We start from the raw sequence: 22,419 nt of genomic DNA on the forward strand, positions 1-22,419 counted from the left end.
TCGGTGGGTTTTCTTAATCTGAACATATGAATCATAGGTTTCAATTGTCGCAAGTTGCGCTGGCCGCATCAATTCTTCATTATTCCTCATTGCAACTCAGGCGGCGGGTAGCGTGAAGCGAAATGTGCTGCCCGAACCCAGTTCGCTTTCCACCCACAGCCGGCCACCTTGGGTGGTGATGAATTCGCGGGCGATGCTCAGCCCCAGGCCGGAGCCGCCCCGGTAGCCGGCTTTGTCGGGAAGCTGGGCGAAGCGCTGGAAGATGCGCTCGTGGTGCTCGGCGGCAATGCCGGGGCCGTGGTCCTGCACGCTGACTTGCACCTGGTTGCCCACGGCCGCGGCGCGCACGGTGAGCGTTTCGTTGCTCGGTGAGTAGCGGATGGCGTTGGCCAGCAGGTTGATGAGCACCCAAGTGGTTTTCTCCACGTCGGCGCGGGCGGCGGGCAAGTCGGGGGGCAATTGCAGGTCGAGGCGGAGGCGCTTGTCGTCGAGCTGGGCCTGCACCGTAGCCGTAGCGTAGTGCACCACGTCAGTCAGGCTAGTGGCCCGCACGTCCAGCTGAATGCCCGCCCCGCTGTCGAGGCGCGACACGGCGAGCAGCTCGCCCACCATGCGTTGCAGGCGCTGGGTTTCCTGGCGGATACTGGCCGTGATGCGCAGGCGCTCCTCGGCGGGCAGGCGCTCATCCAGCAGCAGCTTAAGGTTGATATTCATGCTGGATAAGGGCGTTTTCAGCTCGTGCGAAACCGTTGCCAGGAAGTTGGACTTCACCTGATCCAGGCGCTTGAAGTCGGAAACGTTGCGCAGCGTAAGAATTTGCCCCACAAACTCCACCTGGTCAAGAGCTTGGTTGAAGGAAACCAGGTCCTGCACGGCCGGGCGGTAATAGGCTTCTTCGCCGTTTTGGGTGATGGTGAGCAGGGGCGCATCGGCCGCAGCCGCCTCACGGCCGGGGGCGTCCAGGGGTTTGAGCAGCTCGCGCAGCAGGTCGTTTTGCTGGGCCACCTCGGCGGCTTGGCGGCCCACCAATTGCTCGACCGCCAAGCCCAGGAGCTGACAAGCCACGGGATTAGCCAGCAGTACGGTCCGGTTCTGGTCGAGCAGGAGCAGGCCCTCATCCAGGCTGTTCACGATGCTGGCCGCGCGGTTGCGCTCGGTCACGAGCTGGGCCAGCGTGGAGCTGCGGTAGTTGTTGAGCTGCACCAGCATCCGGTTGAATGCCTGGGCTACTCGCCCAAACTCGTCGCGGCTCCCCACCGGAATGGTCGCCGAAAAGTCTTGGTTCGTAGCGTGCTCGATGCTGGCTTGCAGCTGGCGTAAGGGCCCCACGGCTGCCTCCGGCACGCTCAGCACGAGCACCAGCGCCCCCAGCACGCTGAAGGCAATAAAAGCCAACAAGTAGCGGCCCGCCCGCGCTGCGGCGGCGTTGGCCCGGTCATTTTTACCCACCAGCGCATTCATGTTCAGCTCCATCATGCGGTGGGTTTGGCGACGCAGCTGCCCTAGCGCGGCCGGGCGCGGCGGCGCGGCGGTGTTGTCAAAGAGGCGCTGGTAGTCGGCTAGGTGCTGGGTGAGGCTGTCCACCAGCTCCTGTTCGCCCGGCTCGGTGATGTTGCCAGCTTCGCGGGTGAGACTCCGTCGGAACTGCCGCAGGCCGTCCGCCGCGACCGAATCAACTTCCATCTGGTCGAGGGCCCGCAGCATCTGCTGACCCAGCTGGACGGAGTAGAAGTTGGCCTTCAGGATGTTGCGCGAGTTGCGGTCCAGGCGCTGCGTTGTGTAAAACGCGTACCCGCCCAGCGCCACCAGCAGGGTCAGCAGGGCCAGGAAACCGCAAGTAATCTTGGTTTTGACGGTCATGACGCGTTGCTTAAGGAGGAATGAAGAAGGAGGAGCGAGGAATTCATAGCAGGCAGCCACATAAAAGCCCCCCAGCAGTGTTTTGGAGGTTTATCTTGCAAAATTTTCATTCCTCAAATCGGGGAAGAGTGAAGAATGGGAAATGGGGAATTCAGGTGTCGTCCCATACTTCCTTCTTCTTCATTCCTCAAGCCTTATTGTTAATAGGTCACTAAAAAAATATCCAGGTCCCAGTCGGCGCGGGCGACGGCGCGAATCAGGTCGGTGGTAATGCTCCGGCGGGTAATCCGCTCCCAACCGCTCTTCGCGCGCGTGACGCCGCACACGAGCAGGGTAACGTTCTTTTCGCGGGCGACGCGGGTAATGGTGCCCACCACGTCGTCGTCTTTCACCCGCAGAATGTGGGCGCCCAACTCGGTGGCCAGCTGAAGATTATGCAGCAAGTGACGCTGGGTGGCCAGGTTAATCCGGTCGGCGGCTTCGTAGCCGGTCTGCACGTAGAGCACGTACCAGCCGGCCACCGAGAGCCGGTCGGCGAGGCGGGAGGTTTTGCGGATAATTTCGCGGGCGGCGGGGGCGTTGGAGTTGATGCAGGCCAGCAGGTAATCGGTGTTGCGGCGCTTAGGGGCCAGGGCCGCGGCGCCCCCGGCGTCGGACTCAATCTGCCGCTCCAGCAGCAGGGCCACCTCGCGCACGGCCAACTGCCGCAGCTGGAGCAGGTTTTCGGCCCGAAAAAAGTTCTGCAGCGCCGTAGGTACCTTCTGCGGCTCGTAGATTTTCCCCTCTTCGAGGCGGGCGCGCAGCTCGCCTACCGTCAGGTCTACGTTCACTACCTCGTCGGCCTGCTTGAGTACCTGGTCGGGCACACGCTCGGTCACGTCGGTGCCGGTTATTTTGAGCACCTGGTCGTGCAGGCTCTCCAGGTGCTGCACATTTACGGCCGTAATCACCGATATGCCGGCCTTTACCAGCTCTTCCACGTCCTGCCAGCGCTTCTCATTTTTGGAGCCTATCACGTTAGAGTGGGCCAGCTCATCCACCACAACCACCGCCGGCCAGCGCTGCACAATGGCCTGCACGTCCATTTCTTCGAGGGCGCGGCCTTTGTAAAACAGGGTTTTGCGCGGGACCACGGGCAAATCGCGCAGCTGGGCTACGGTATCGGGGCGGTTGTGGGTTTCCACGTAGCCCAGCACCACATCCACGCCGTGCTGGCGCAACTCGCGGGCCTCCTGGAGCATGCGGTAGGTTTTGCCCACGCCCGCGGCCAGCCCCAGATACACCTTCAGGCGTCCGCGCCGCCGCTGCTGCACCAAGCGCAAAAACCGCTCGGCGGATTGGTCGCGCAGCTCGCCGTTGGGGGTTTCCATCGTGAAGACCGGATCAGGTAGAGTGGGTGGGCGAGTGGCTTGCGCGGCTTAAAAAGACACGGCAATGCTGGACGTGACGTTGCCGTAGCTGTCCGACGTTGCCCCGTCTTTTTGCTGAAAGATAGTGGCCCTAGCGTTCAGTACGCGGCCTTCTACTCGAAAAAATACGTTGCCGGTGGGCGCGTAGTCTAGGTTGAGGGAGGCGCCATGCACGGTGAAACCAGGGGCACCGACCATGGGCGAAATGGAGCTGATAACGACGCCCCGATCGGCGCGGTAGTACTCGCCCCGCAGGGTGGTGTTCCACTGCTCCGCCAACTTATAGCGGATGAAGGCCGCGCCGGTATGCCAGGTGTCGGCTTTGGCGCCGCGCCGTTCGTTTTCCTGTTTGCCCACGTCAAACACCAGGGCCAGCGAGAGGCGGCTGGTGGCGGTGTAGCTCGCATAGAAGTTGTGGAAGTAGCGGCGCCGGCGCACCGAATCCTGGGGCTGCTCCTGGCCATAAAAGCCGCTGCTGTTAATGAGCAGCTTGCCCTGGCCGGGCTTCCACTGGATCTGGGTGCCAAGAGCTTTTGCCTGGTTATTATCGCGGATATTCTGCCAGCCGTTCAGCACCAGGCCAGTGAGAGTGAGCTGGGGGGCAATTTCGTAGGTAAAACGCCCCCCAGCCTCGTAGTAAGGCGAATTCTCAGCCATAAGCGAGCGGGTTAGCGTCCAGTTGTCTTTGCTGATGGCCGACTCAAAGCCAATGTGGGAGCCAAAAATACCGACGTCGAGCCAAGCCTTGCGGAACGGCCGAAAGCCAGCGTACGCTTCGTAGATGTGCTTAAATACCTGGTCCTCGGCGGCGTAGTTGGCCGTTACGTAGGAGCCGGCGTGCAGGCCCACGGCCCCGCGCACCTTGTCATCCTGGTAGCGCATCCCGAGGATAGTATTATTCACCGTAAACTCGTTCTGGCGGTCGTGCGAGTACAGGAAGCTGGGGCGGTCCTGGGTGTCGTTGCTCCGGAAATCGTAGCCGTAATAGCCGTCGATAAAGCCGTAAAAGGTTAGTGGATTGGGTTGCGCCGCCGCCGGAGCCGCCGCTGCCGGCACGGCCAGCGTAGAGTCGGGAGCGGGCGTGGTTTGCGCCAGCGTTAGGCTGGCAATCAGAACCAGGCTAGTAGTGAGGAGGTATTTCATGGAAGGAAGGCCAGCATTTCGGGGCGAAGCGTCGATTTTGCCCCCCAGCCGGGTTGAGTTGGATTAGGAAGCCGGGGAGCGAGATGGTTGAGCCAGTGGCGCCGCCGGGGTTGGCGAAGAAGCAAGGTGATAAAAGAGTTTGGGATTGTTGCTGCGGGCGCTATGTACGGGGGTGGAGCTTATCGAGCGCCAGATTCAGGCGGAGTACGTTTACTTTGGCGGGCCCGAAGAACACAATCAGTGGCTCTTCCACGTGGGCCGCTACCAAGGCCCGCACGCGCCCCGCAGGTAAGCCCCGCAGGCGGGCCACCCGCGCCACCTGGGCGTAGGCCCCGGCCGGCGAGAGGTGCGGGTCGAGGCCTGAGCCGCTGGCCGTGACTAGCTCGCCCGGAATTTGCCCAAACTGCAGCGTGGGGTTTTGTTGCAGCAAAGCACCTGCTCTGGTGTGCACCTCTCTCAGGTAGTCAGGGTTGCTGGGCCCTTTGTTGGAACCCGCCGAGCCGCTGGCGTTATAGTCCACGGCGGAGGGCCGCGAGTTGAAGTACTCGGGCCGGTCGAATTTTTGGCCTACGTTGGCAAAGCCCACCACGCGGCCGTTGTGACTGATGGTTTCGCCCTGGCCCTGATTAGGAGCTAACTGCGCGCCGGACCACACCAGCAGTGGGTACACCGAGCAGCAGACCACCAGGAGCACCAGCGTAAGACGGAAAGCGGGAAGAAGATGAGTTTTCATAAAAAAGGGAGCCAAAAAGCTAAGACTAGAGTTAGTTCCCCTCCTCAGCTGAGGAGGGGCTAGGGGTGGTTGATTCGTTGAACGAGTCAGGGTTAGGTCGTTCAGGTAAATAACCTTAGCAACGCCTTCAACCACCCCAGCCGCGCCTTCGGCACGGCATCCCCTCCTCAGCTGAGGAGGGGAGTTCTCGTTCTGATTTCTACAAGAAAAGTCCCACTACCAGATCAATCAGCTTAATGCCGATGAAAGGCACCAAAATGCCTCCCAGCCCGTACACCAGCAGGTTGCGGCGCAGCAGGGCCGAGGCCCCGATCGGCTTGTAGGCGACCCCGCGCAAGGCCAGCGGCACCAGGGCCGGGATAATCAGGGCGTTGAAAATCACGGCGCTCAGGATGGCCGACTGCGGCGACTTCAACCCCATGATATTCAGGGCGCCTAGGGCTGGAATGGCCACCATAAACAGGGCCGGCACGATGGCAAAATACTTGGCCACGTCGTTGGCAATCGAGAAGGTGGTGAGCGTGCCGCGGGTCATGAGCAGTTGCTTGCCGATTTCGACTACCTCAATGAGCTTGGTCGGGTCGTTGTCGAGGTCGACCATATTGCCGGCTTCCTTGGCGGCCTGCGTACCCGAGTTCATGGCCACGCCCACGTCGGCCTGGGCCAGGGCGGGGGCGTCGTTAGTGCCGTCGCCCATCATGGCTACCAGCTTGCCCTGCTGCTGCTCCCGACGGATGTAGGTCATCTTGTCCTCGGGCTTGGCTTCGGCAATGAAGTCGTCGACGCCGGCTTTTTCGGCGATGAACTTGGCCGTAAGCGGGTTGTCGCCGGTGACCATCACCGTTTTGATACCCATGCGGCGCAGGCGCTCAAATCGTTCCTGAATGCCAGGCTTGATAATGTCCTGCAACTCTACCACGCCCAAAACCTGGTCGTTCTGGCTGACTACCAACGGGGTGCCACCGTTGCTGGCAATAGCTTCCACGCGCCGCGTCGTCTCCGCTGGAAAAGGCTGATTGGCTTTCACGGCCAGATGCCGGATAGCATCGGCGGCGCCCTTGCGGATGCGGGTGCCACTGGCCAAAGTCACTCCCGAGGAACGGGTTTCGGCCGTGAACTTAAGCAGCTCGGCGCCTTGCAGGCGGGTTTGCAGCTGCTGCGGGTCTATGCTCAAGCCGTTTTGCTGGTCGCGAGCCAGCTCCACAATGCTTTTGCCCTCGGGCGTTTCGTCGGTGAGCGAGCTAAGGGCGGCCAGCTCCACGAACTGCCGCGCCTCCACGCCGGGCGCGGGCCAGAAGTGGGAGGCTTTGCGGTTGCCGATGGTAATGGTGCCGGTTTTATCGAGCAGCAGCACGTCGATGTCGCCGGCCGTTTCCACAGCTTTGCCGCTCTTGGTGATGACGTTGGCCCGCAGCGCCCGGTCCATGCCGGCAATGCCGATGGCCGATAAAAGCCCCCCAATCGTGGTTGGAATCAGACACACGAACAGGGCAATGAACGAGGCAATGGCGATGGGCGTGTTGGCGTAGCGGGCAAACGGCTCGAGCGTGACGCACACAATTACGAATACCAGCGTGAAGCCAGCCAGGAGAATGGTCAGGGCAATTTCGTTGGGTGTTTTCTGCCGCGAGGCGCCCTCCACCAGCGCAATCATCTTGTCGAGAAATGACTCGCCGGGGCCGTTGTGACCACCACTTTTATGCGATCCGACAGCACCTTGGTGCCGCCCGTCACGCTGGACTTGTCGCCGCCCACCTCGCGGATTACCGGCGCCGATTCGCCCGTAATGGCTGATTCGTCGATGGTAGCCAGGCCCTCGATAATTTCGCCGTCGGTGGGAATAATCTCGCCGGCCTCGACCAGAAACACCTGACCTTTTTGCAGTTGGGAAGACGAGACGACGGAAATTGACCCCCGCTCATCCACCACGCGGGCGGGCGTGTCTTCGCGGGTTTTGCGCAGGCTCTCGGCCTGAGCCTTGCCGCGCGCCTCGGCAATGGCCTCGGCAAAATTGGCGAAGAGCAAGGTCAGAAACAGCACCACAAACACGGTGAAGTTGTAGCCGAATGAGCCCTGCGCCGGATCGGGAGCCACCAGCAGCCCCAGCGTGACGAGCAGCATGACCATCGTCCCAATTTCCACGGTAAACATAACCGGGTTGCGAAACATGAGGCGTGGATCTAGCTTCATGAAGGCCTGCTTAACGGCCTCGGAAACCAGCGCGGGCTGGAAAAGGGATTGGGATTTAGTAGACATGAGAGTAGAGGAGCCTATGTAGTTCCCCTCCTTTTTTTCAAGGAGGGGTGCCCGAAGGGCGGGGTGGTTTAATCGTTGCTGATGTCGTTTTAGCAGGTTGATAGGCCGTTCGACTAAACAACATCAGCACGGGGGTCAACCACCCCAGCGTCGGCTGCGCCGCCGCGTCCCCTCCTCGGCTGAGGAGGGGAGTTGCTTGTTCTGCTTAATACAGCGAAAAATGCTCGGCCAGCGGGCCCAGGGCCAGGGCCGGAAAAAAGGCCAGGGCGGCAATGATGACAATGACGGCCAGCACCATCGCGCCGAAGGTGGCCGTGTCGGCGGGCAGGGTGCCGGCCGATTCGGGTACGTATTGCTTGCGGGCCAGCAGGCCGGCAATGGCCACGGGGCCGATGATGGGCAGGAAGCGCGAGAGCAGCAGCACGACGCCGGTGGAGATGTTCCAGAAGGGCGTGTTGTCGCCCAGGCCCTCGAAGCCCGAACCGTTATTAGCCGCCGCTGAAGTGAACTCGTAGAGCATTTCCGAGAAGCCGTGGTAGCCGGGATTAGCCAGTCAACTGGCGTATTCAGTAGGGTTGCCCACGTAGGTGTGGGCCGCCAGGGCCGTGCCCGCCAGAATCAGCAGCGGGTGCAGCAGCGTCACGATAATGGCGATTTTCATCTCGCGGGCTTCGATCTTTTTGCCCAAAAACTCCGGGGTGCGGCCCACCATCAGGCCGGCAATGAAGACGGCAATAATCAGGTAAGCGAAGAAGTTGAGCAGCCCCACGCCGCAGCCCCCATAGAAGGCGTTTGTCATCATGCCCAGCAGCTGGCTCAGGCCCGAAAGCGGCATGAAGGAGTCGTGCATGGAGTTGACCGAGCCGCAGCTGATAACCGTGTTCGTGATGGACCAGTAGGCGGAAGCGGCGGCGCCAAAGCGCACTTCCTTGCCTTCCATCGCGCCCAGCGGCTGCGCGACGCCCAGAGCCGTAAGGGCAGGATTGCCCTGCATCTCATAGTACACCGTGGGAGCCAGCAGGGCGGCAAAGCCGATGGTCATCACGCCAAAAATCATCAGGGCCAGCCGCCGCCGCTTCAGGTAGAAGCCCAGCGCGAACACCATCGCCACCGGAATGAGTACTAGGGCAATATTCTGTGCGGCATTGGTGAGGTAGTTGGGGTTTTCGAGCGGGTGGGCTGAGTTGGCCCCAAAAAAGCCCCCCCGTTGGTGCCCAGCTCCTTAATGGCCACCATGGCCGCCACCGGCCCGCGGCTCACGGCCACCGAGTCGCCCTGCACGGTCACCAATTCCTGCTTGCCCTGCAGGGTCATGGGCGTGCCGTTGAAGGCCAGAATCAGGGCCAAAACCAGGGAGCCGGGCAGCAGCAGGCGGGTCAGGCTCTTGACGAAGTACTGGTAAAAGTTGCCCAGCTTCTCGGTCGTGCGGGTTTGCAGGGCATTAAACACAACAACCGCCGCCGCAATGCCGGTAGCCGCCGACACGAACTGCAAAAACATAACGACCACTAGCTGCGACAGGTAGGAGAGGCCCGACTCGCCGGCGTAGTGCTGTAGGTTGCAGTTTACCAGAAACGAAATGGCCGTGTTGAAGGCCAGATCGGGCGTCATGGAGGGGTTTTGATCGGGGTTGAGCGGCAGGCTGCCTTGGGTGCAGAGCACGAGCAGAGCCAGCAGAAACCAGCCGAGGTTGAGGGTGAGCAGGGCCACCAGGTGCTGCTGCCAGCTCATTTCGCGCCGGGCATCAATGCCCGCGAGGCGAAAAATGCCCCCCTCCACGGGCGCCAGAAAGTCCAGGGCATTTTTTTCGCCCCGGAATACCCTGGCTAGGTAGTGGCCCAGCGGAATAGCCAGCCCCAGCGTGACAAAGTAGATGGCGACGATGCCTAATACATCAGAATTCATAAGTAGTAACAGGTTCTGGCCATGCCGGGCCGAGGCCGGGGCATGACCAACGGGGAGGAATCAAAAGTGCTCCGGCTTCAGCAGCACGTACACCAAGTAGCCGAAGGCGGCCAGCGACAGGACAAAAAGGGCGACCATCATGGCGCAACGGAAGTTAGATGTGGTCGAAAAAATCGACGGATTTGTAGAAGAGCCAGAAGCCGGCGAGGCCGGTGGCGGTCAGCAGCGGCAGCAGGAGAGCGGCGGGCATATGCAGGGAGTTAGAAAGGGTGAGAAATGTGTTCTCGTTGCTTGCTACAATCGGTGGCCCTAAGCGCTGTTTGAGTTGCTTTTTTTCGAATAATCAACTGATTATCAATGCTAAAAAAAGATGCCGTACAGCCTGCTAGCTTGGAATACAGCCCGGCTTACCCTAGCGTTTTGCTAGGGTATTTTGCAAAACGCTAGGCCCCGCAACGCAAACGACCCCGCCAGATGGGCGAGGTCGTGGGGGTAAAAACGGCGGGCAAAAGCCGGGCAGCTACAGGCCGTAGTCCTGAATTTTGCGGTACAAGGTGGTCAACGCAACGCCGAGCACGCGGGCGGCTTCGGTTTTATTGTGGTGCACTTCCAGCAGCACGCGCTGAATGTGCTGCTTCTCGGCCCGGCGCAGGCTGCGCTCATCTTCCGGGGCAGCGCCGGGCTGGTGGGGGGCATTTAAGGCGGCCAGCTGCACTTCCAGGGGGAGGCCGTCGAGGGTCAGGGGCTGGTCGGGCGGGGTCAGGATGGAGGCGCGCTCCAGCACATTCTTCAGCTCGCGCACGTTGCCCGGCCAGGCGTATTGTTCCAGCGCGTGCAGGGCGTCGGGGGTGAGCACCAGGGGCCGCCGCCGCAGCTTGGCGGCGAAGTAATGCAGGAAATAGTCGGCCAGTAGGGGCACGTCGGAGCGGCGGGCGCTGAGCGGCGGCACGGGCACCACCACCACCGAGAGGCGGTAGTACAAATCGGGGCGAAAGTGGCCTTGCTCGGTTTCCTGCCGCAAGTTGCGGTTGGTGGCCGCCACCAAGCGCACATTCACGCGGGTGGGCTTCGTGTCGCCGAGGCGAATAAACTCCTGGGTTTCGAGCACGCGCAGCAGCTTGGCCTGCAAGGTCACGTCCAGCTCCCCGATTTCATCCAGAAACAAGGTGCCGCCGTGGGCTTCCTGAAACAAGCCTTTCTTATCGGTCTGGGCACCGGTAAAGGCGCCTTTTTTGTAGCCAAACAGCTCCGACTCCAGCAGCTCTTTTGGAAAAGCGCTACAGTTCAGGGCCACGAAGGGCTTGGCGACACGCGGGCTGGCCTGGTGAATAGCCTGGGCAAATAGCTCCTTGCCTGCGCCCGTGGGTCCTTCCAGCAGCACCGTAGCGTCGGTGAGGGCGACTTGCCGGGCCGTATGCTTGGCCTGCTCTAGGGTCGGCGCGCGGCCGATTATGGCCTCGAAGCTGTAGCGCACGCCCACTCGCTTTTCCAGCTCGGCCACCCGGCGCTGTAAAGTCGCTTTTTCCACGGCGCGGTCTACCACCACCACCAGCTGATCGTCGGAGTCGCCTTTGGTAAGGTAATCGAAGGCGCCCTCGCGCATGGCGCGCACCCCGTCGGCAATGGTGCCAAAAGCTGTGAGCAGGATAACTTCGGCCAGCGGCGCCTTACGCTTGTAGCGGGGCAGCAAGTCGAGCCCGTACCCGTCGGGCAGCTTCACGTCGGACAAAATCACCAGCACCTCGTCGGCGTGCTGCTGCAACGTTTCCAGGCCGCGCCGGGCGTCGGGCGCTTGCAGCACGGTGTAGCCTTCCAGCTCCAGCATACGGGCCACAGCCTGGCGCAGAGGAGCTTCGTCGTCGATGATCAGCAAGGTGCCAGTGGGCATAAAACAGGGTTTTTAAAGCAAGATCGAGCCAGCAGCCAAAGTACGCGAGAAGCCGCGTAGCGGCCGAGGGCCCGCAGCTTTTGTTTTCACAACTGACTGGATTTATTGGCTTGCGGTCGTTAATACCGCCACGTAATGAGCCACGTGCGCGGCCAATTCGCGGCGCTTGTACTGCATCAGGTAGCGCGGGTGATCCAGAATTTGAATCTGGTCGAACAGCTGCAATTCCTGATTCCAGCGCGTGAGATATTCCCCGTTGCGGCGGCCCAGACAGATGGCTACGTCGCGGCGCAGGCCCACATCGTGCACCTGGAGCTGCAAGGAAAGACGGATGGCGGGGTCCAGGGCAGCGGTGAGGGCAGGCGAGTCGTAATAGTTGTAGTTGCGGCCTTCGCGCAAAAGCACCAAGGGATAGAGCGAGCCCAGAAAGAAGTGGTCGAAGAAAGCCGCCGGCCCGCCTAAAGCCGCTATTACTTCGTGTACAAACTGACTCGACGGCTCCCGCTGCTGCGGCAGCGCATTTGAGATTTCGCAGGCGGTTAAAGCCACTGGATCGGTGAAAGCTACCCCAGTGCGACCATTGCCCAAACGGCCCGGATTAATGCCGAGCAGCGCCACCCGCGGCCGATTGTCGGCGTAGTAGCGGCTGGCAAATTGCGTGAGTAACGCTTGGGGAGTTTCCTGTAGGTAAGGGCTGAAAGCCAGTACATTGTCGGGCAGCGTTGTGGGTAGGGGAAAGCTGGTCAGAAAGTGCAGGAGACGAGCGCCGAAGGTGGACATAGTAGCAGGGCAGTTGTATGCACTTACGTATGGCTGGCCCGAAAGAGTAAAAGTGGCGTACTCTGCTTTTCCGCGTACTTTTGCCCCCCAGGCCCAATTCTCTCTCATGCCACCATTTCTGGTTTTGTTGCTGCTTCCGTTTGCCTGGCTTTACGCCGGGGTAATGGCCGTGCGCAACTGGTTGTATGATAAAGGCTTGAAGCCATCATTCGCTTTTGAAATACCGTTGATAAGCGTTGGAAACCTGCGCGTGGGGGGCACCGGAAAAACGCCGCATGTGGCCTGGCTGGTAACCGAACTGCGGGCTCAGGGAGCAAAACCTGCCATCCTAAGCCGGGGCTACGGGCGTCGTACCAAGGGGTTCCGCCTAGCCGATACCGCCGCCACCGCCGCCACCATCGGCGACGAGCCGTTGCAGCATTATCAGGACTTTGGGGGGCAAATTCCGGTGGCAGTTGCCGAAGACAGGCGGGCGGGATTAACTCAGTTGCTAGCTGCTTGCCCTGATCTAACAACCGTGGTGCTGGACGATGCCTATCAGCACCGGCGCGTACGTCCCGCGCTCAGCATTCTGCTTACCGAGCAGCAGCGCCCGTTTTATACCGACTATGTGCTGCCCGCCGGGCGTCTGCGCGAAAGCCGTGCCGGGGCCCGCCGTGCCGATGCTGTGATAGTCACCAAGTGTAGCGAGACGCTAACTCCAGCCCAGCGCGAGGAAATAACCCACCAAGTTCGGCGCTATGCCAGACCCGACGTGCAGGTTCTTTTTTCAACCTATGCCTACGGCGAGCCCGTGGCCTTGGGCAGCCTGAAAAAGCCCCCCGGCATTGATATCGTGCTGCTCACGGGCATTGCGCAGCCCGAACCGCTACGGGTATATCTGGCGGCCGCTGGCTACCGTATCAGGCACCACGCCAGCTACTCCGACCACCACGCCTTCACCGCGGCCGATGTGGCCGCTCTGGCTGCACAATTACAACCCGGTCAATGCGTTTTTACCACCCAGAAGGACGCCGTGCGCTTGCTCGAACCAAGCTTGCGGGCGGCGGTAGCGCCGTTGCCTGTCTTTTACATCCCGATTACCGTACAGTTTCTGGCCGATGACGCCACCCGGCTGCGGCAATTGCTTTCTCCCTACTTTCAGCCCCAAGCTGTTGTCTGACTTTTCACTGTTTTCGCTTTTCTCTACGCCTGTGCCCGACTGTTCAGAATCTGCCCGTGGGCTGCCTGCTAGCCGGCTCTTTCGCTGGCTCACGGGGCTATTGCTAGTGCTGGGGGGCTTTTTTGACCCACTTACAGCGCAGGCCCAGGTTGTCGACGACACCACCAAAACACTCTACGGCGCCAAAACCACCTTCGTCATTCGGGAGGCCGACGTGTTGCGCGAAAAGCACGAAGGCCGCATGGTGGATACTACGTTGGTTGGGATGCAGCAGGCCCGCAACTGGTACCACGACAGCACTTTTCAGCAGGACCTCGGCAACGGCGGCACGGCCTCGCGCCGCCTGCTCTGGGAGCCAAATACCCAGCTTGGCGCCCGTCTGGGCCGCAATGTATTTGATAAGTACATGCGCAACTCGGCCACCATTCCGTACTATGATACCCGCTCGCCCTACACGTTTTTTCGCTTCGTGCAGGGCGGTACCGGCGAGCAGGTATTTGAGTTGTCGTACAGCCGGAGCATTAAGCGCAACGCCAACGTGGGCTTCGCTTACGAGCGGTTCTCTTCCAACAAGATCTTTACAGACGTAGGTGCGGAAGGCCTAACCAGACATTCAGGGGTGCTCTTTTTTGTGCGCTATCAAACCACCGACGACCGGTATCATCTACTTTTCAATGTGAATACTGCCCGGCATGAAGCCATCGAGCAGGGTGGTATTGTACCCCAACCCGAGGATATCAGTGATGATAACCGCATCGTGACCGAGAACCTGTTCGAGTACGACGATGAGCGGGTGTGGCTAACGCAAGCCCGAAACCGCGACGACCGCGACCGTATCCATCTAGCACAAACCTATCGGCTGCTGGGTAAAGGTCTCACGGCTTTCCATGTGATGGACATCAGCCGCCAGACCAACCGCTATAACGATGACCAGATTCCGCGCGGTACGACGGAGCCCCTTTATTACCCGCGCACCCGCCTGAGCCCCAACGTCACGAACGACCGGGCGACGTTTGAGCAAGCGGAGAACAGCGTAGGGGTACTGGGAGCTACAAAGTTGGTGGAGTACCGGCTGTACGGTCGCCACCGGCTGGCGCGGCTGTCTACGAGTAGCCGGATTGAGGAAACCGTGGCGGAAGATAATGTGCCCATACGCACCTACAACCAGATATTTCTGGGGGCAATGCGGCCTTCCGCTACCGCATATTTGGGGTAGAAGCCGCCGGAGAAATCAAGGTGCCAGACATTTCGGCGCCCGGCGAGGCGAGCCGCAAACCCGAATATTGGGGAAAAGCAGCCGCGCGTACCGGCCCAATTACGGCCGAGTTTTACAGCACTTCTTATGCTCCTACGCTCACGGAGCGCGAATTCAGCGGCAATCATTACGAGTGGAACAACTACAGCCGTTTCGAAAACACTTTTGTCAATCAGCTGACGGGCCGTCTCGATCAGACACTAGGCAAGCAGCGTTTACAAGCATCGGTGGCGGTGGCCAACATTTCGAGCCTTGTTTATTACAATGCACAAGCGGAGCCAGCCCAACTTTCTGAGCAGCGGCAACTGGTTATCGTTGGGGTGCGGCACCGCTTTCAGGTCGGTAACTTCTTTGCCGATAACCAGGGCACCTACACGCTGGGCGGCGACCAGGAAGGCTTGCGCATTCCTAGCTTAGTAGCCAATGCGAAAGTTTACTACCAGGGCTATATTTTCAAAAAGGCGCTGTTTGGGCAGATCGGAACGGAATATTATTACCAGTCGCGGTTTCGGGCTTACGATTATAGCCCCAGTACCCAGCAGTTTTTCGTGCAGGATCAGTTCCGAATTCGGCGTTATTCCCTGCTCGATGCCTTCGTGAACATCGATATTCGTACCGTGTCGGTATTCCTGAAAATGGCTTACCTGAACCAAGGCCTGCACCGCAACGGTTATTTCACCACGCCTTACTATACCGGGTTACCGCGCCGCTTTGAAGTGGGCCTGAAGTGGCAGTTTTTCGATTAATCCATGGAACAAGAGTCAAAAGAAAAAACCATCCTCAAGCTCAAGCTGAATACCGACCCGCGCTGGGTGGATATTGCCAGCAAGAACATCGAGGATATTCTCGTCGACCATGCCTACTGCGAGCAAAAGGCTGCCAGCACGGGCATTAGCCTGATTGTGAAATATCCCGAAAAAACGCGGCTGGTTGACGAGCTGACGGAGCTGGTAGCCGAGGAGTGGGCCCACTTCGAGCGGGTGCTGCACGAGTTGCGCAAGCGGGGCTATGAGCTAGGGCGTCCGCGCCGCGACGAGTACGTAGTACAGCTGATGGCGCATGTTCGCAAGGGCGGCGCCCGTGAGCGGCAGCTGATGGATCAGTTGCTGGTAAGCGCGCTGATAGAAGCCCGTAGCTGCGAGCGGTTTAAGCTGCTGTGGAAGCATATCCCTGATCCCGATTTGTCAAAGTTTTACTACGAGCTAATGGTATCGGAGGCTGGTCACTTCGTGAGCTACGTGGAACTTGCCAAGGAATATTGCGACAAGCAGACGGTGGATGAGCGCCTGCAGGAGCTACTAAAAATCGAGGGGGAAATTGTAACAAACCTCCCCGTGCGCGACGACCGGATGCACTAATAACAGCAGGCTGTAGCTACCGTTGTAAGTATAACAAGCCGCTAAGAATTCGTGAACCAACAAAAAGCCCCCCAGACGACTTCTGGGGGCTTTTTGTTGGTTGAACTAGGATGCCTGCGGCTTGGTGGTCTGTGGCTGCCCCTGCTGTTCTTCCGTATGCGAGGCCAGCAGGCCCGGCGGTACACTCAATTCGCCCGTTTGCGGATCGATGAGGCCATTGCGCTCATCCTCAATATTGGTGGCCTGGGTATACACATCGCCGGCAATAGGGCGGGCCCGCAGCTCACGTTTGAAATCGCGAATTCGCTCCGTGCGCTCATTGGCATCTTTGGGGCCACCGTAGTCGGGAAAGCCAAAACCACCCCACTCGCTGACGATGAGTGGCACCTGGCGGCGGTAAAAAAATGGGTCGCCCACTACGAGCGGAAAGGCAGCCGTGCCTTCCATTTCGCCCCCCACGAGGCGGTCGAGCAGCTCGCGCCAGCGGTCCAGATCGGGGGTGTAGAGGTGGGCCGTGAGCAGGTCGGACTTCAGTCGCCCCGTGTGGGAAATGTGGTGCCAGCCATCGTTATCCACCACCAGAAACTGCGGGTGCGCAATTTGCATATAGTGGTACATATCCACGATATAAGACCGCGTTTCGGGATTGGTGGCAATATCCTGCGCTCCCCAATCTTCATTATACAGGCTCCAAATTACTACGGAAGGGTGCGTCTCAATAAGCGCCACCATGCGCAGCAATTCGGCCTGATGGTTCTGGCGGCTTCGCGGGTAGAGCTGTGGGGGCTGGGCACTTCCACCCAAAGCAGCAGGCCTAGCTCATCGGCCAGGTTATAAATGCGCGGATCGACGCCGGCGATGTGCACGCGCACCAGGTTGCAGCCCAGTTCCTTCATGGCGTACATATGCTTGCGCATTTCCTCGTAGGTAGCTGTGCCCGGCTGGTACAGAATACCATCAAGGTAGATAGGCTGGTTATTCAAGTACACATAACGGCCCCGGGCCTCTATTTTGCGCAGCCCGAAATACGTTTCGATTTGAGCAGTGTACTCATCAGGATCAATAAGCTGGGCTACGAGGCGATACAGGTGAGGCGAGCTGTTTGACCACAGAGCCGCGCCCGGCAGCTCCAGCACTACCCGTTGCGATTTCTGGCCGGCCTCCAAGCGCAAGGGAAAATCGGAGGTGGCGAGGGGGCTGCTATCATCCGCTGCGTCGCGCTCAAACACCTTGAGACGCAGGGTATAACAACCGGGGTCGTGGACGCGGGTAGTAAGATTAAAGCGGACTAGCTGGTCTTCCACGATGCTCACCACCCCCAAGCGGGAACGAAGGCGGTTGCGCTCTACTACTTCCAGCCATACGCTGCGCACCGCGCCGGTATACGTTTGGTACCAGATACCACCACGCTTATACACGTGCGATTCCTGCTTGCCACGCGGAGTTTCGGCATCCATCGTGTCGGCGATGCGCACGGTAAGGCGGTTGACGAGGTGCAGATTTTCCTGGCGTAGCTCGTAAGAAAACGACGTGTACTCGCCATAATGCACATCTTCGCCCTCTATCGTGCGAAGCAAACGGCCATTCAGCCACACCCGCGTTTCGTAGCCGCAGGCCCCAAACGTCAACTGGAGCATGGTGCGTGACTGCTCCAACGACTCATCCAGCTCCGGTAACGTGAATTCACGCTCATACCACGCCACGATCTTATCGTGCCAGCCAACGGAGTGAGGATGCTCTTTAGACTCTAGCATGTGCTCTTCAATGGAGCCGGGCCATTGGGCGGTGTGCTTGTAGTCGTGGCCCAGGTACCAGCCGTCGCGCAGGCCCGCGTCGGCCTCGTCGATAGCAAAGCGCCATTCACCGTCGAGTAGAGAATAGGAGTTGAATCGGAGGACCGCTCGGGGCAGGGGATTGGTAAGGTCTTCGGTCAGGCGGTCTTCTTCTTTGCTGGCCGAAAAGCCGTAGTTGGAATGATCAAGATCCATACGGACAGGGTTAAGGGTAGTCGGGGCGGAAGCGAATGAGGGGTGAGCTAGTCAGGATTGCTGAATTTGCCCCCCAAGACCTCCATACGGCCTAATTCATTTCGTGTATGAATTTACGGGAAAGAACCTGCGCTTTCATTCAGACTTGCATCCTGACGGGTATGGCAGAGCCTGACTTGACCATATAAAACACTCAAAAGATGAATATGAAAATATAGAGGCACACTGTTTGTAGAAATGAATCAAATTCCACTGACGCCAGCTTAGCAGAAACATCAAATCCCCAGTAATTGGCGAGCTGCTGAATTGAATATTTTTGCGACAACCGGATAATGCGCATATTTATAGCCATGAAAAGTATTTGTACTCTCGTTTTGTTGTTTTGCTCATCCTTGGCCTTTGGGCAGGCGGAAGCACCGAACACGACTTCAACGCCCACGCCTACGCCCACCGTTAACTTTTGTGGACAGAATTTAGAAGTTGCCGATGGCTGCACAAGCGCAAGTCCGTATCAGGTGAAATGCGATAAATACGACATAACCTGGATGTACATGGATTACGCGGTCATGAAGACGGCGCCGGAGGAATTTGCCAAGCAAATGAAGCGGGAACACAAGCGGACCGACATGGCTCCTTTTGAGTGCTACATCGCCGGGAAGCCCGCCAAAGGTTTCAAGTTGAGTTATATGACAGAGGCAGGTGGCATGGCGTACCAGCTTATCGTGTCGGGAGTGGCCAATGGGCAACCCGTACTAGTGCAGCTGACGCTGGATATCGACCCGTACAAAAACGAAGATATTCCGGCATTGCCACGCCAAATCGTGCAGATCAGCCCCACTACTCAGCTGACTACCGCTAAATAGAAGCACCAAATTCAATAGTGAAAAAGCCCCCCAGATATCATCTGGGGGCTTTTCGCTACGTTATTTCGCTACCTATAGTGGCGAGTATTATTTAGGTTTTTTGCTTCTTCTTCTTCGCAGCTGGAAACAGAATGTTGTTGAGAATCAGGCGGTAACCGGGCGAGTTGGGATGCAGAGCTAGGTCAGTGGGCTCTTCTTCCACCAAGTGCTGGTAGTCTTCGGGGTCATGGCCGCCGTAGAACGTCCAGGTGCCTTTGCCCAGCGTGCCGTGCATGTAGCGCACCTCATTGGACTGCTTGTTTTCGCCCATCACGATGACGTCGGACTTCACCAGGCTTTTGCGGAAAGCGGTGGTTTGGCCCATAAAACCCTTCACGGTCTTCTCGTGGTTTTGGGTGAGCATGGTGGGCACTGGGTCATATTTGGCGGAGAAAGTGAAGAGCTGAAAATAGTCGTTGTCTTCGTACACGCCGCGCTCGTAGGGCTGCATATCAATGCTGGAGTACTCGTACTGATACGGGTCGCGCACGAGTTGGAAGTCCTTGAAAGCCAGCGTACGATTGAAGTTGAGCTTGCTTTGAGCCTGCGGGTCGGCGGGGTCGCCATCGTACATACTTTCTACCATATCAAGGCCGAGGCCGGCCAAGGCAATATCGTAGGAGTCGGTAGCGGAGCACATGGCGAACAAAAAGCCCCCGCCAGCAATAAATTCCTGCATTTTGACCGTCACAGCGCCTTTCATCTGGCTCACTTTGGCAAAGCCGTTGCGCTTAGCTGCCGCTTCCGAGTCGCGCTGCTGCTGCTGATACCAGGGCCGGTTGCGGTAGGAGGCGTAAAACTTACCGTATTGGCCCGTGAAGTCTTCGTGGTGCAGATGCAGCCAATCGTACTTGGGCAGGTCGCCGCGCAGCACTTCGTCGTCGTAAATCTGGGTGTATGGAATTTCGGCGTAGGCTAGTACCATCGTCACGGCGTCGTCCCAAGGCTGTTTATCCTTGGGCGTGTACACTGCAATTTTGGGTACTTTCTCCAGCTTCATAATGTCCATATTGGCATTAGGATCAGCTATTTCCTGCAAAATATTGCCGTACTGGGCCGAGGAAATCACCTGAAAACTTACCCCGCGCACAGTCAGCTCGTTTTCGATGCCCGGGGCTGAGGCACAGGAAAAAGCCCCCCCGCGGTAATTGAGCAGCCAATCGACCTCCACCTGTTTGCTGAGCAGCCAGTAGGTAGCGCCGTAGGCCTTCAGGTGCTCTTTCTGCGCCTCATCCATCGGAATCAGAATCTGGTTGGCCCAGGCGGCCAGAGGTGCTCCCAGCCACAGGGCCGCCAGCAACAGCAGAAACGAAAAGCGTTTTAGTAGCATCAGATTCTTAGAGTCAAAAAGTGAGCAGACATACTACGAGACATATAACCGGGATAGGCGAATAACGATTAATGAGACAAAGACGGGTGAGGAAGGAGGAAACGCAGCATTTAGGAATGATTTAAAGGTAGCAAAACCCGGACGGAATCTGCCCAAAACCGGCTAACTTGCATCACCAGGCATCGGCCCAAATCGTGGCTGCTAGCTTGTTCAGACCGGTTTAAGAGGGTTTTTTCTCGGTCTTCTTCTTTTCGTCTTGTCGCCATCAGGCCGCTATTATGCACTTGCTAGAAAACATCCGCGAGGCTTTCCGTTCCATCAAGAGTAATCTGCTGCGCACCGTGCTCACGGCCCTTATTGTGAGCATCGGTATCATGTCGCTGGTGGGAATTCTCACGGCCATCGACGCCATCAAGTCGTCGTTGACCAACACGTTTGCCAGTCTGGGGGCCAATTCCTTTGAGATGACGGCTAAGGGGTATACCAACCGCTTCCGGCGCGGCGGTGTGCAGGGGCGTACCTATCCGGCCATCAATTACTTACAGGCCCGGCAGTACAAAGAGCGCCTCGGTGACGTTGCGCAGGTAGGCATTTCTGCCTTCATTACCGGCGCTACAGAAGTAAAAGCCGGCGGCCTCAAAACCAACCCCAATATGCAGGTAGTAGCCGGCGACGAGAACTACCTGCGCATTCAGAGCTATAACCTGGAGGATGGCCGCTCGTTTTCGCCTACTGAATTGGAGGTGGGCGCCAATGTGGCCATTGTAGGCACTGAAATCAAGGAAAAGCTTTTTCCTGATCAATCCGCCATCGATCAATACGTGTTCTTTCTGGGCCAGCGCTTCCAGATAATTGGGCAGCTAGAAGCCAGCGGCAGTGGCATGGGCGGGGGCGGAGGGGCCGACCGGCTTGTGCTTATTCCCTTGATTACTGGTAACCAATTGCCCCGGCAGCGGGCGCTTACCTTCGATATTAAAACGGCCACCACCGACCCCGATAACCTGAATTTTATCATGGGGCAGGCCACCGGCATCATGCGCGCCGTGCGCGGCGACCGACTCGGGCAGGAAGACTCGTTTGAGTTGGAGCGCAGCGACTCTGCCGTGGCTACGCTGGATAGTTTGTCGGGTAATCTGCGGATGGGGGGCTTTATTGTGGGCTTTATTACGCTGCTCGGCGCCAGCATCGCCCTCATGAATATCATGATGGTCTCGGTGACGGAGCGCACCCGCGAAATCGGGATCCGCAAGGCGCTGGGCGCCACGGCCCTCCAGATTCGCCAGCAGTTTCTCATTGAGGCCATCGTGATTTGCGTGATGGGCGGCGCCCTCGGAATCGTGCTTGGCGTGGCTGGCGGTAACGCTATTTCGCTCTTTATTCCCGGTGGCGGTGCGTTTTTGGTGCCCTGGCTATGGATGATGATTGGCTTGGTAATCTGCGTGAGCGTGGGGCTGGCCTCGGGTTACTATCCGGCCAGCAAAGCCGCCGGCCTCGACCCGATCGAGTCGTTGCGGTACGAGTAGGAGCGAGTCCCGGCTCCGTCGGATTAGCTGCTGAAAATTTCAAACGCCCGCCTCTGGTATCTGGAGGCGGGCGTTTGCATAAAGGAGAAATCCGACTCTCGCCCCAAAATTTTTGCCTCGCCCATGCGGCTCTTCGCGCCACATGGTTTGTAGCTGCCGCGCCGACTAGAAAACAATTTTATTCATTTGGTTATATCTTGCTGCCTAGACAGCGACAACCTTTTGAATATGCCTGAAAATACAACTGTTGGTCAGCGCTTTGCGCAATTTATTGCTTACCTAGGTATTTCAAAAAACGCCTTTGCTGCGTCGCTGGATAAGACTGCGACCGTGATTCAGCATCTGGTGGACGAGCGTAATAAGCCGGGTTTTGACCTTTTGTGCAAAGTATTTGAAGTGTATCCAAATCTGTCAAAAGACTGGCTATTGCAGGGCACCGGGCCGATGGTGGCGGAATCAGGCGAAGCAAAGAGCAACGCAGATCGGGCAGAAAACAACTCACCCAAGCCTCTTGCAATCAAAGAAAAGCCCGCCGCGGCTACCCCGGCTGCCGTTTCCATTGCGAGGCCTGCCCCCGAAACTTCTGCGTCACAAACCGTTGCTGAGCCCGAGGCTGAGACTCAAGCAGCTAGCCCAGTAGCGGCACCAGTTACTGCCGCCGCTGTGGCGCAACCACCAATGCCTGAGGTAGCCGCCGTTATTCCAGGGGCTACGCTTTACAGTCAGGTGGATCCTAGCTGGCAAACCGCGCTCTATACTCAGCAAATGGCGCATCAGCTGGCTATGGCCGAGCTGCGTAATCAGCACTTGCAAGAGCAGCAGCGCCTCATGCAGCAGATGCTAGATTTAATGCAGCGAAAGGCATAATCCAGGGTTGTTTTCATAGAAAAACAGGAATGCCCAGACCTTAGGGTCTGGGCATTCCTG

At 58.6% G+C, this 22,419-nt stretch carries 18 protein-coding genes and 2 pseudogenes; 7 read left to right on the forward strand and 13 right to left on the reverse strand.

Annotated elements, in window-relative coordinates; all coding sequences use genetic code 11:
* Positions 1 to 96: 96 nt before the first annotated feature.
* From EPD59_RS09540 to EPD59_RS09580, 9 genes and pseudogenes are all read right to left on the reverse strand, one after another.
* Positions 97 to 1,860 (reverse strand): HAMP domain-containing sensor histidine kinase, encoded by a 1,764-nt coding sequence (locus EPD59_RS09540; RefSeq protein ID WP_133272576.1) that lies wholly within the window; start codon positions 1,858 to 1,860, stop codon positions 97 to 99.
* 200 nt (positions 1,861 to 2,060) lie between these two features.
* On the reverse strand, positions 2,061 to 3,230 hold the full coding sequence (locus tag EPD59_RS09545; RefSeq protein WP_133272577.1) for a sensor protein KdpD: 1,170 nt from the start codon (positions 3,228 to 3,230) through the stop codon (positions 2,061 to 2,063).
* Between the two features lie 48 nt (positions 3,231 to 3,278).
* The gene (locus EPD59_RS09550) at positions 3,279 to 4,412 is read right to left on the reverse strand and encodes a porin (protein ID WP_133272578.1); all 1,134 of its coding nucleotides are present in this window, start codon (positions 4,410 to 4,412) and stop codon (positions 3,279 to 3,281) included.
* Between the two features lie 160 nt (positions 4,413 to 4,572).
* Positions 4,573 to 5,145, reverse strand: coding sequence for a potassium-transporting ATPase subunit KdpC (gene kdpC / locus EPD59_RS09555; RefSeq protein WP_133272579.1), 573 nt, complete (start codon positions 5,143 to 5,145; stop codon positions 4,573 to 4,575).
* Positions 5,146 to 5,344: 199 nt separating this feature from the next.
* Positions 5,345 to 7,401: pseudogene (kdpB, locus tag EPD59_RS09560) on the reverse strand (potassium-transporting ATPase subunit KdpB).
* 205 nt (positions 7,402 to 7,606) lie between these two features.
* Positions 7,607 to 9,306: pseudogene (kdpA, locus tag EPD59_RS09565) on the reverse strand (potassium-transporting ATPase subunit KdpA).
* A 60-nt stretch (positions 9,307 to 9,366) separates the two neighbouring features.
* The gene (gene kdpF, locus EPD59_RS24080) at positions 9,367 to 9,447 is read right to left on the reverse strand and encodes a K(+)-transporting ATPase subunit F (protein WP_205703543.1); all 81 of its coding nucleotides are present in this window, start codon (positions 9,445 to 9,447) and stop codon (positions 9,367 to 9,369) included.
* Positions 9,448 to 9,826: 379 nt separating this feature from the next.
* Positions 9,827 to 11,194, reverse strand: a complete 1,368-nt coding sequence (locus EPD59_RS09575; RefSeq protein ID WP_133272580.1) for a sigma-54-dependent transcriptional regulator — start codon at positions 11,192 to 11,194, stop codon at positions 9,827 to 9,829.
* Between the two features lie 102 nt (positions 11,195 to 11,296).
* Complete coding sequence (locus tag EPD59_RS09580) at positions 11,297 to 11,974, reverse strand: uracil-DNA glycosylase family protein (protein ID WP_133272581.1); 678 nt, start codon at positions 11,972 to 11,974, stop codon at positions 11,297 to 11,299.
* Positions 11,975 to 12,080: 106 nt separating this feature from the next.
* Between EPD59_RS09580 and lpxK the strand changes: the two genes are divergently transcribed.
* From lpxK to miaE, 4 genes are read left to right on the forward strand one after another with little or no spacing between them, the layout of a single operon-like run.
* The gene (gene lpxK / locus EPD59_RS09585; protein WP_133272582.1) at positions 12,081 to 13,136 is read left to right on the forward strand and encodes a tetraacyldisaccharide 4'-kinase; all 1,056 of its coding nucleotides are present in this window, start codon (positions 12,081 to 12,083) and stop codon (positions 13,134 to 13,136) included.
* 31 nt (positions 13,137 to 13,167) lie between these two features.
* Positions 13,168 to 14,352, forward strand: coding sequence for a putative porin (locus EPD59_RS09590; protein WP_165963531.1), 1,185 nt, complete (start codon positions 13,168 to 13,170; stop codon positions 14,350 to 14,352).
* 20 nt (positions 14,353 to 14,372) lie between these two features.
* Positions 14,373 to 15,137: a putative porin gene (locus EPD59_RS09595; RefSeq protein WP_165963532.1), complete on the forward strand. Its 765-nt coding sequence runs from the start codon at positions 14,373 to 14,375 to the stop codon at positions 15,135 to 15,137.
* Between the two features lie 3 nt (positions 15,138 to 15,140).
* On the forward strand, positions 15,141 to 15,749 hold the full coding sequence (gene miaE / locus EPD59_RS09600) for a tRNA-(ms[2]io[6]A)-hydroxylase (RefSeq protein ID WP_133272585.1): 609 nt from the start codon (positions 15,141 to 15,143) through the stop codon (positions 15,747 to 15,749).
* 105 nt (positions 15,750 to 15,854) lie between these two features.
* On the opposite strand, the gene EPD59_RS23665 is transcribed toward miaE, so the two are convergent.
* From EPD59_RS23665 to EPD59_RS09610, 3 genes are all read right to left on the reverse strand, one after another.
* Complete coding sequence (locus EPD59_RS23665; RefSeq protein WP_317128506.1) at positions 15,855 to 16,481, reverse strand: hypothetical protein; 627 nt, start codon at positions 16,479 to 16,481, stop codon at positions 15,855 to 15,857.
* Positions 16,448 to 17,737, reverse strand: coding sequence for a sugar-binding domain-containing protein (locus EPD59_RS09605; RefSeq protein ID WP_317128507.1), 1,290 nt, complete (start codon positions 17,735 to 17,737; stop codon positions 16,448 to 16,450). Before EPD59_RS09605 ends, EPD59_RS23665 begins: the two co-directional genes overlap by 34 nt.
* 193 nt (positions 17,738 to 17,930) lie before the next feature.
* Entirely contained in the window at positions 17,931 to 18,233 is a 303-nt protein-coding gene (locus EPD59_RS09610; RefSeq protein ID WP_133272586.1) for a hypothetical protein, read from the reverse strand.
* A 55-nt stretch (positions 18,234 to 18,288) separates the two neighbouring features.
* Here EPD59_RS09610 and EPD59_RS09615 point away from each other — a divergent pair, with 55 nt between their 5' ends.
* On the forward strand, positions 18,289 to 18,600 hold the full coding sequence (locus EPD59_RS09615) for a hypothetical protein (protein ID WP_133272587.1): 312 nt from the start codon (positions 18,289 to 18,291) through the stop codon (positions 18,598 to 18,600).
* Between the two features lie 91 nt (positions 18,601 to 18,691).
* Here the strand turns inward: EPD59_RS09615 and EPD59_RS09620 are convergent, their stop codons facing one another.
* A complete protein-coding gene (locus EPD59_RS09620; RefSeq protein ID WP_133272588.1) occupies positions 18,692 to 19,969 on the reverse strand; it encodes an asparagine synthetase B in 1,278 nt (425 codons plus the stop codon).
* Between the two features lie 278 nt (positions 19,970 to 20,247).
* Here EPD59_RS09620 and EPD59_RS09625 point away from each other — a divergent pair, with 278 nt between their 5' ends.
* Together EPD59_RS09625 and EPD59_RS09630 are read left to right on the forward strand one after the other, a co-directional pair.
* Positions 20,248 to 21,492: an ABC transporter permease gene (locus EPD59_RS09625; protein WP_133272589.1), complete on the forward strand. Its 1,245-nt coding sequence runs from the start codon at positions 20,248 to 20,250 to the stop codon at positions 21,490 to 21,492.
* 228 nt (positions 21,493 to 21,720) lie between these two features.
* A complete protein-coding gene (locus EPD59_RS09630; protein ID WP_133272590.1) occupies positions 21,721 to 22,359 on the forward strand; it encodes a hypothetical protein in 639 nt (212 codons plus the stop codon).
* The last annotated feature ends 60 nt before the right edge of the window (positions 22,360 to 22,419 follow it).

Source organism: Hymenobacter radiodurans, assembly GCF_004355185.1.
GTDB classification, from domain to species: Bacteria; Bacteroidota; Bacteroidia; order Cytophagales; family Hymenobacteraceae; genus Hymenobacter; species Hymenobacter radiodurans.

Coding starts and splice junctions, on each gene's coding strand:
- EPD59_RS09540 (WP_133272576.1), bottom strand. CDS start 1,860: ATGACCGTCAAAACCAAGATTACTTGCGGTTTCCTGGCCCTGCTGACC.
- EPD59_RS09545 (WP_133272577.1), bottom strand. CDS start 3,230: ATGGAAACCCCCAACGGCGAGCTGCGCGACCAATCCGCCGAGCGGTTT.
- EPD59_RS09550 (WP_133272578.1), bottom strand. CDS start 4,412: ATGAAATACCTCCTCACTACTAGCCTGGTTCTGATTGCCAGCCTAACG.
- kdpC (WP_133272579.1), bottom strand. CDS start 5,145: ATGAAAACTCATCTTCTTCCCGCTTTCCGTCTTACGCTGGTGCTCCTG.
- kdpF (WP_205703543.1), bottom strand. CDS start 9,447: ATGATGGTCGCCCTTTTTGTCCTGTCGCTGGCCGCCTTCGGCTACTTG.
- EPD59_RS09575 (WP_133272580.1), bottom strand. CDS start 11,194: ATGCCCACTGGCACCTTGCTGATCATCGACGACGAAGCTCCTCTGCGC.
- EPD59_RS09580 (WP_133272581.1), bottom strand. CDS start 11,974: ATGTCCACCTTCGGCGCTCGTCTCCTGCACTTTCTGACCAGCTTTCCC.
- lpxK (WP_133272582.1), top strand. CDS start 12,081: ATGCCACCATTTCTGGTTTTGTTGCTGCTTCCGTTTGCCTGGCTTTAC.
- miaE (WP_133272585.1), top strand. CDS start 15,141: ATGGAACAAGAGTCAAAAGAAAAAACCATCCTCAAGCTCAAGCTGAAT.
- EPD59_RS23665 (WP_317128506.1), bottom strand. CDS start 16,481: ATGGTGGCGCTTATTGAGACGCACCCTTCCGTAGTAATTTGGAGCCTG.
- EPD59_RS09605 (WP_317128507.1), bottom strand. CDS start 17,737: ATGGATCTTGATCATTCCAACTACGGCTTTTCGGCCAGCAAAGAAGAA.
- EPD59_RS09615 (WP_133272587.1), top strand. CDS start 18,289: ATGGATTACGCGGTCATGAAGACGGCGCCGGAGGAATTTGCCAAGCAA.
- EPD59_RS09620 (WP_133272588.1), bottom strand. CDS start 19,969: ATGCTACTAAAACGCTTTTCGTTTCTGCTGTTGCTGGCGGCCCTGTGG.
- EPD59_RS09625 (WP_133272589.1), top strand. CDS start 20,248: ATGCACTTGCTAGAAAACATCCGCGAGGCTTTCCGTTCCATCAAGAGT.
- EPD59_RS09630 (WP_133272590.1), top strand. CDS start 21,721: ATGCCTGAAAATACAACTGTTGGTCAGCGCTTTGCGCAATTTATTGCT.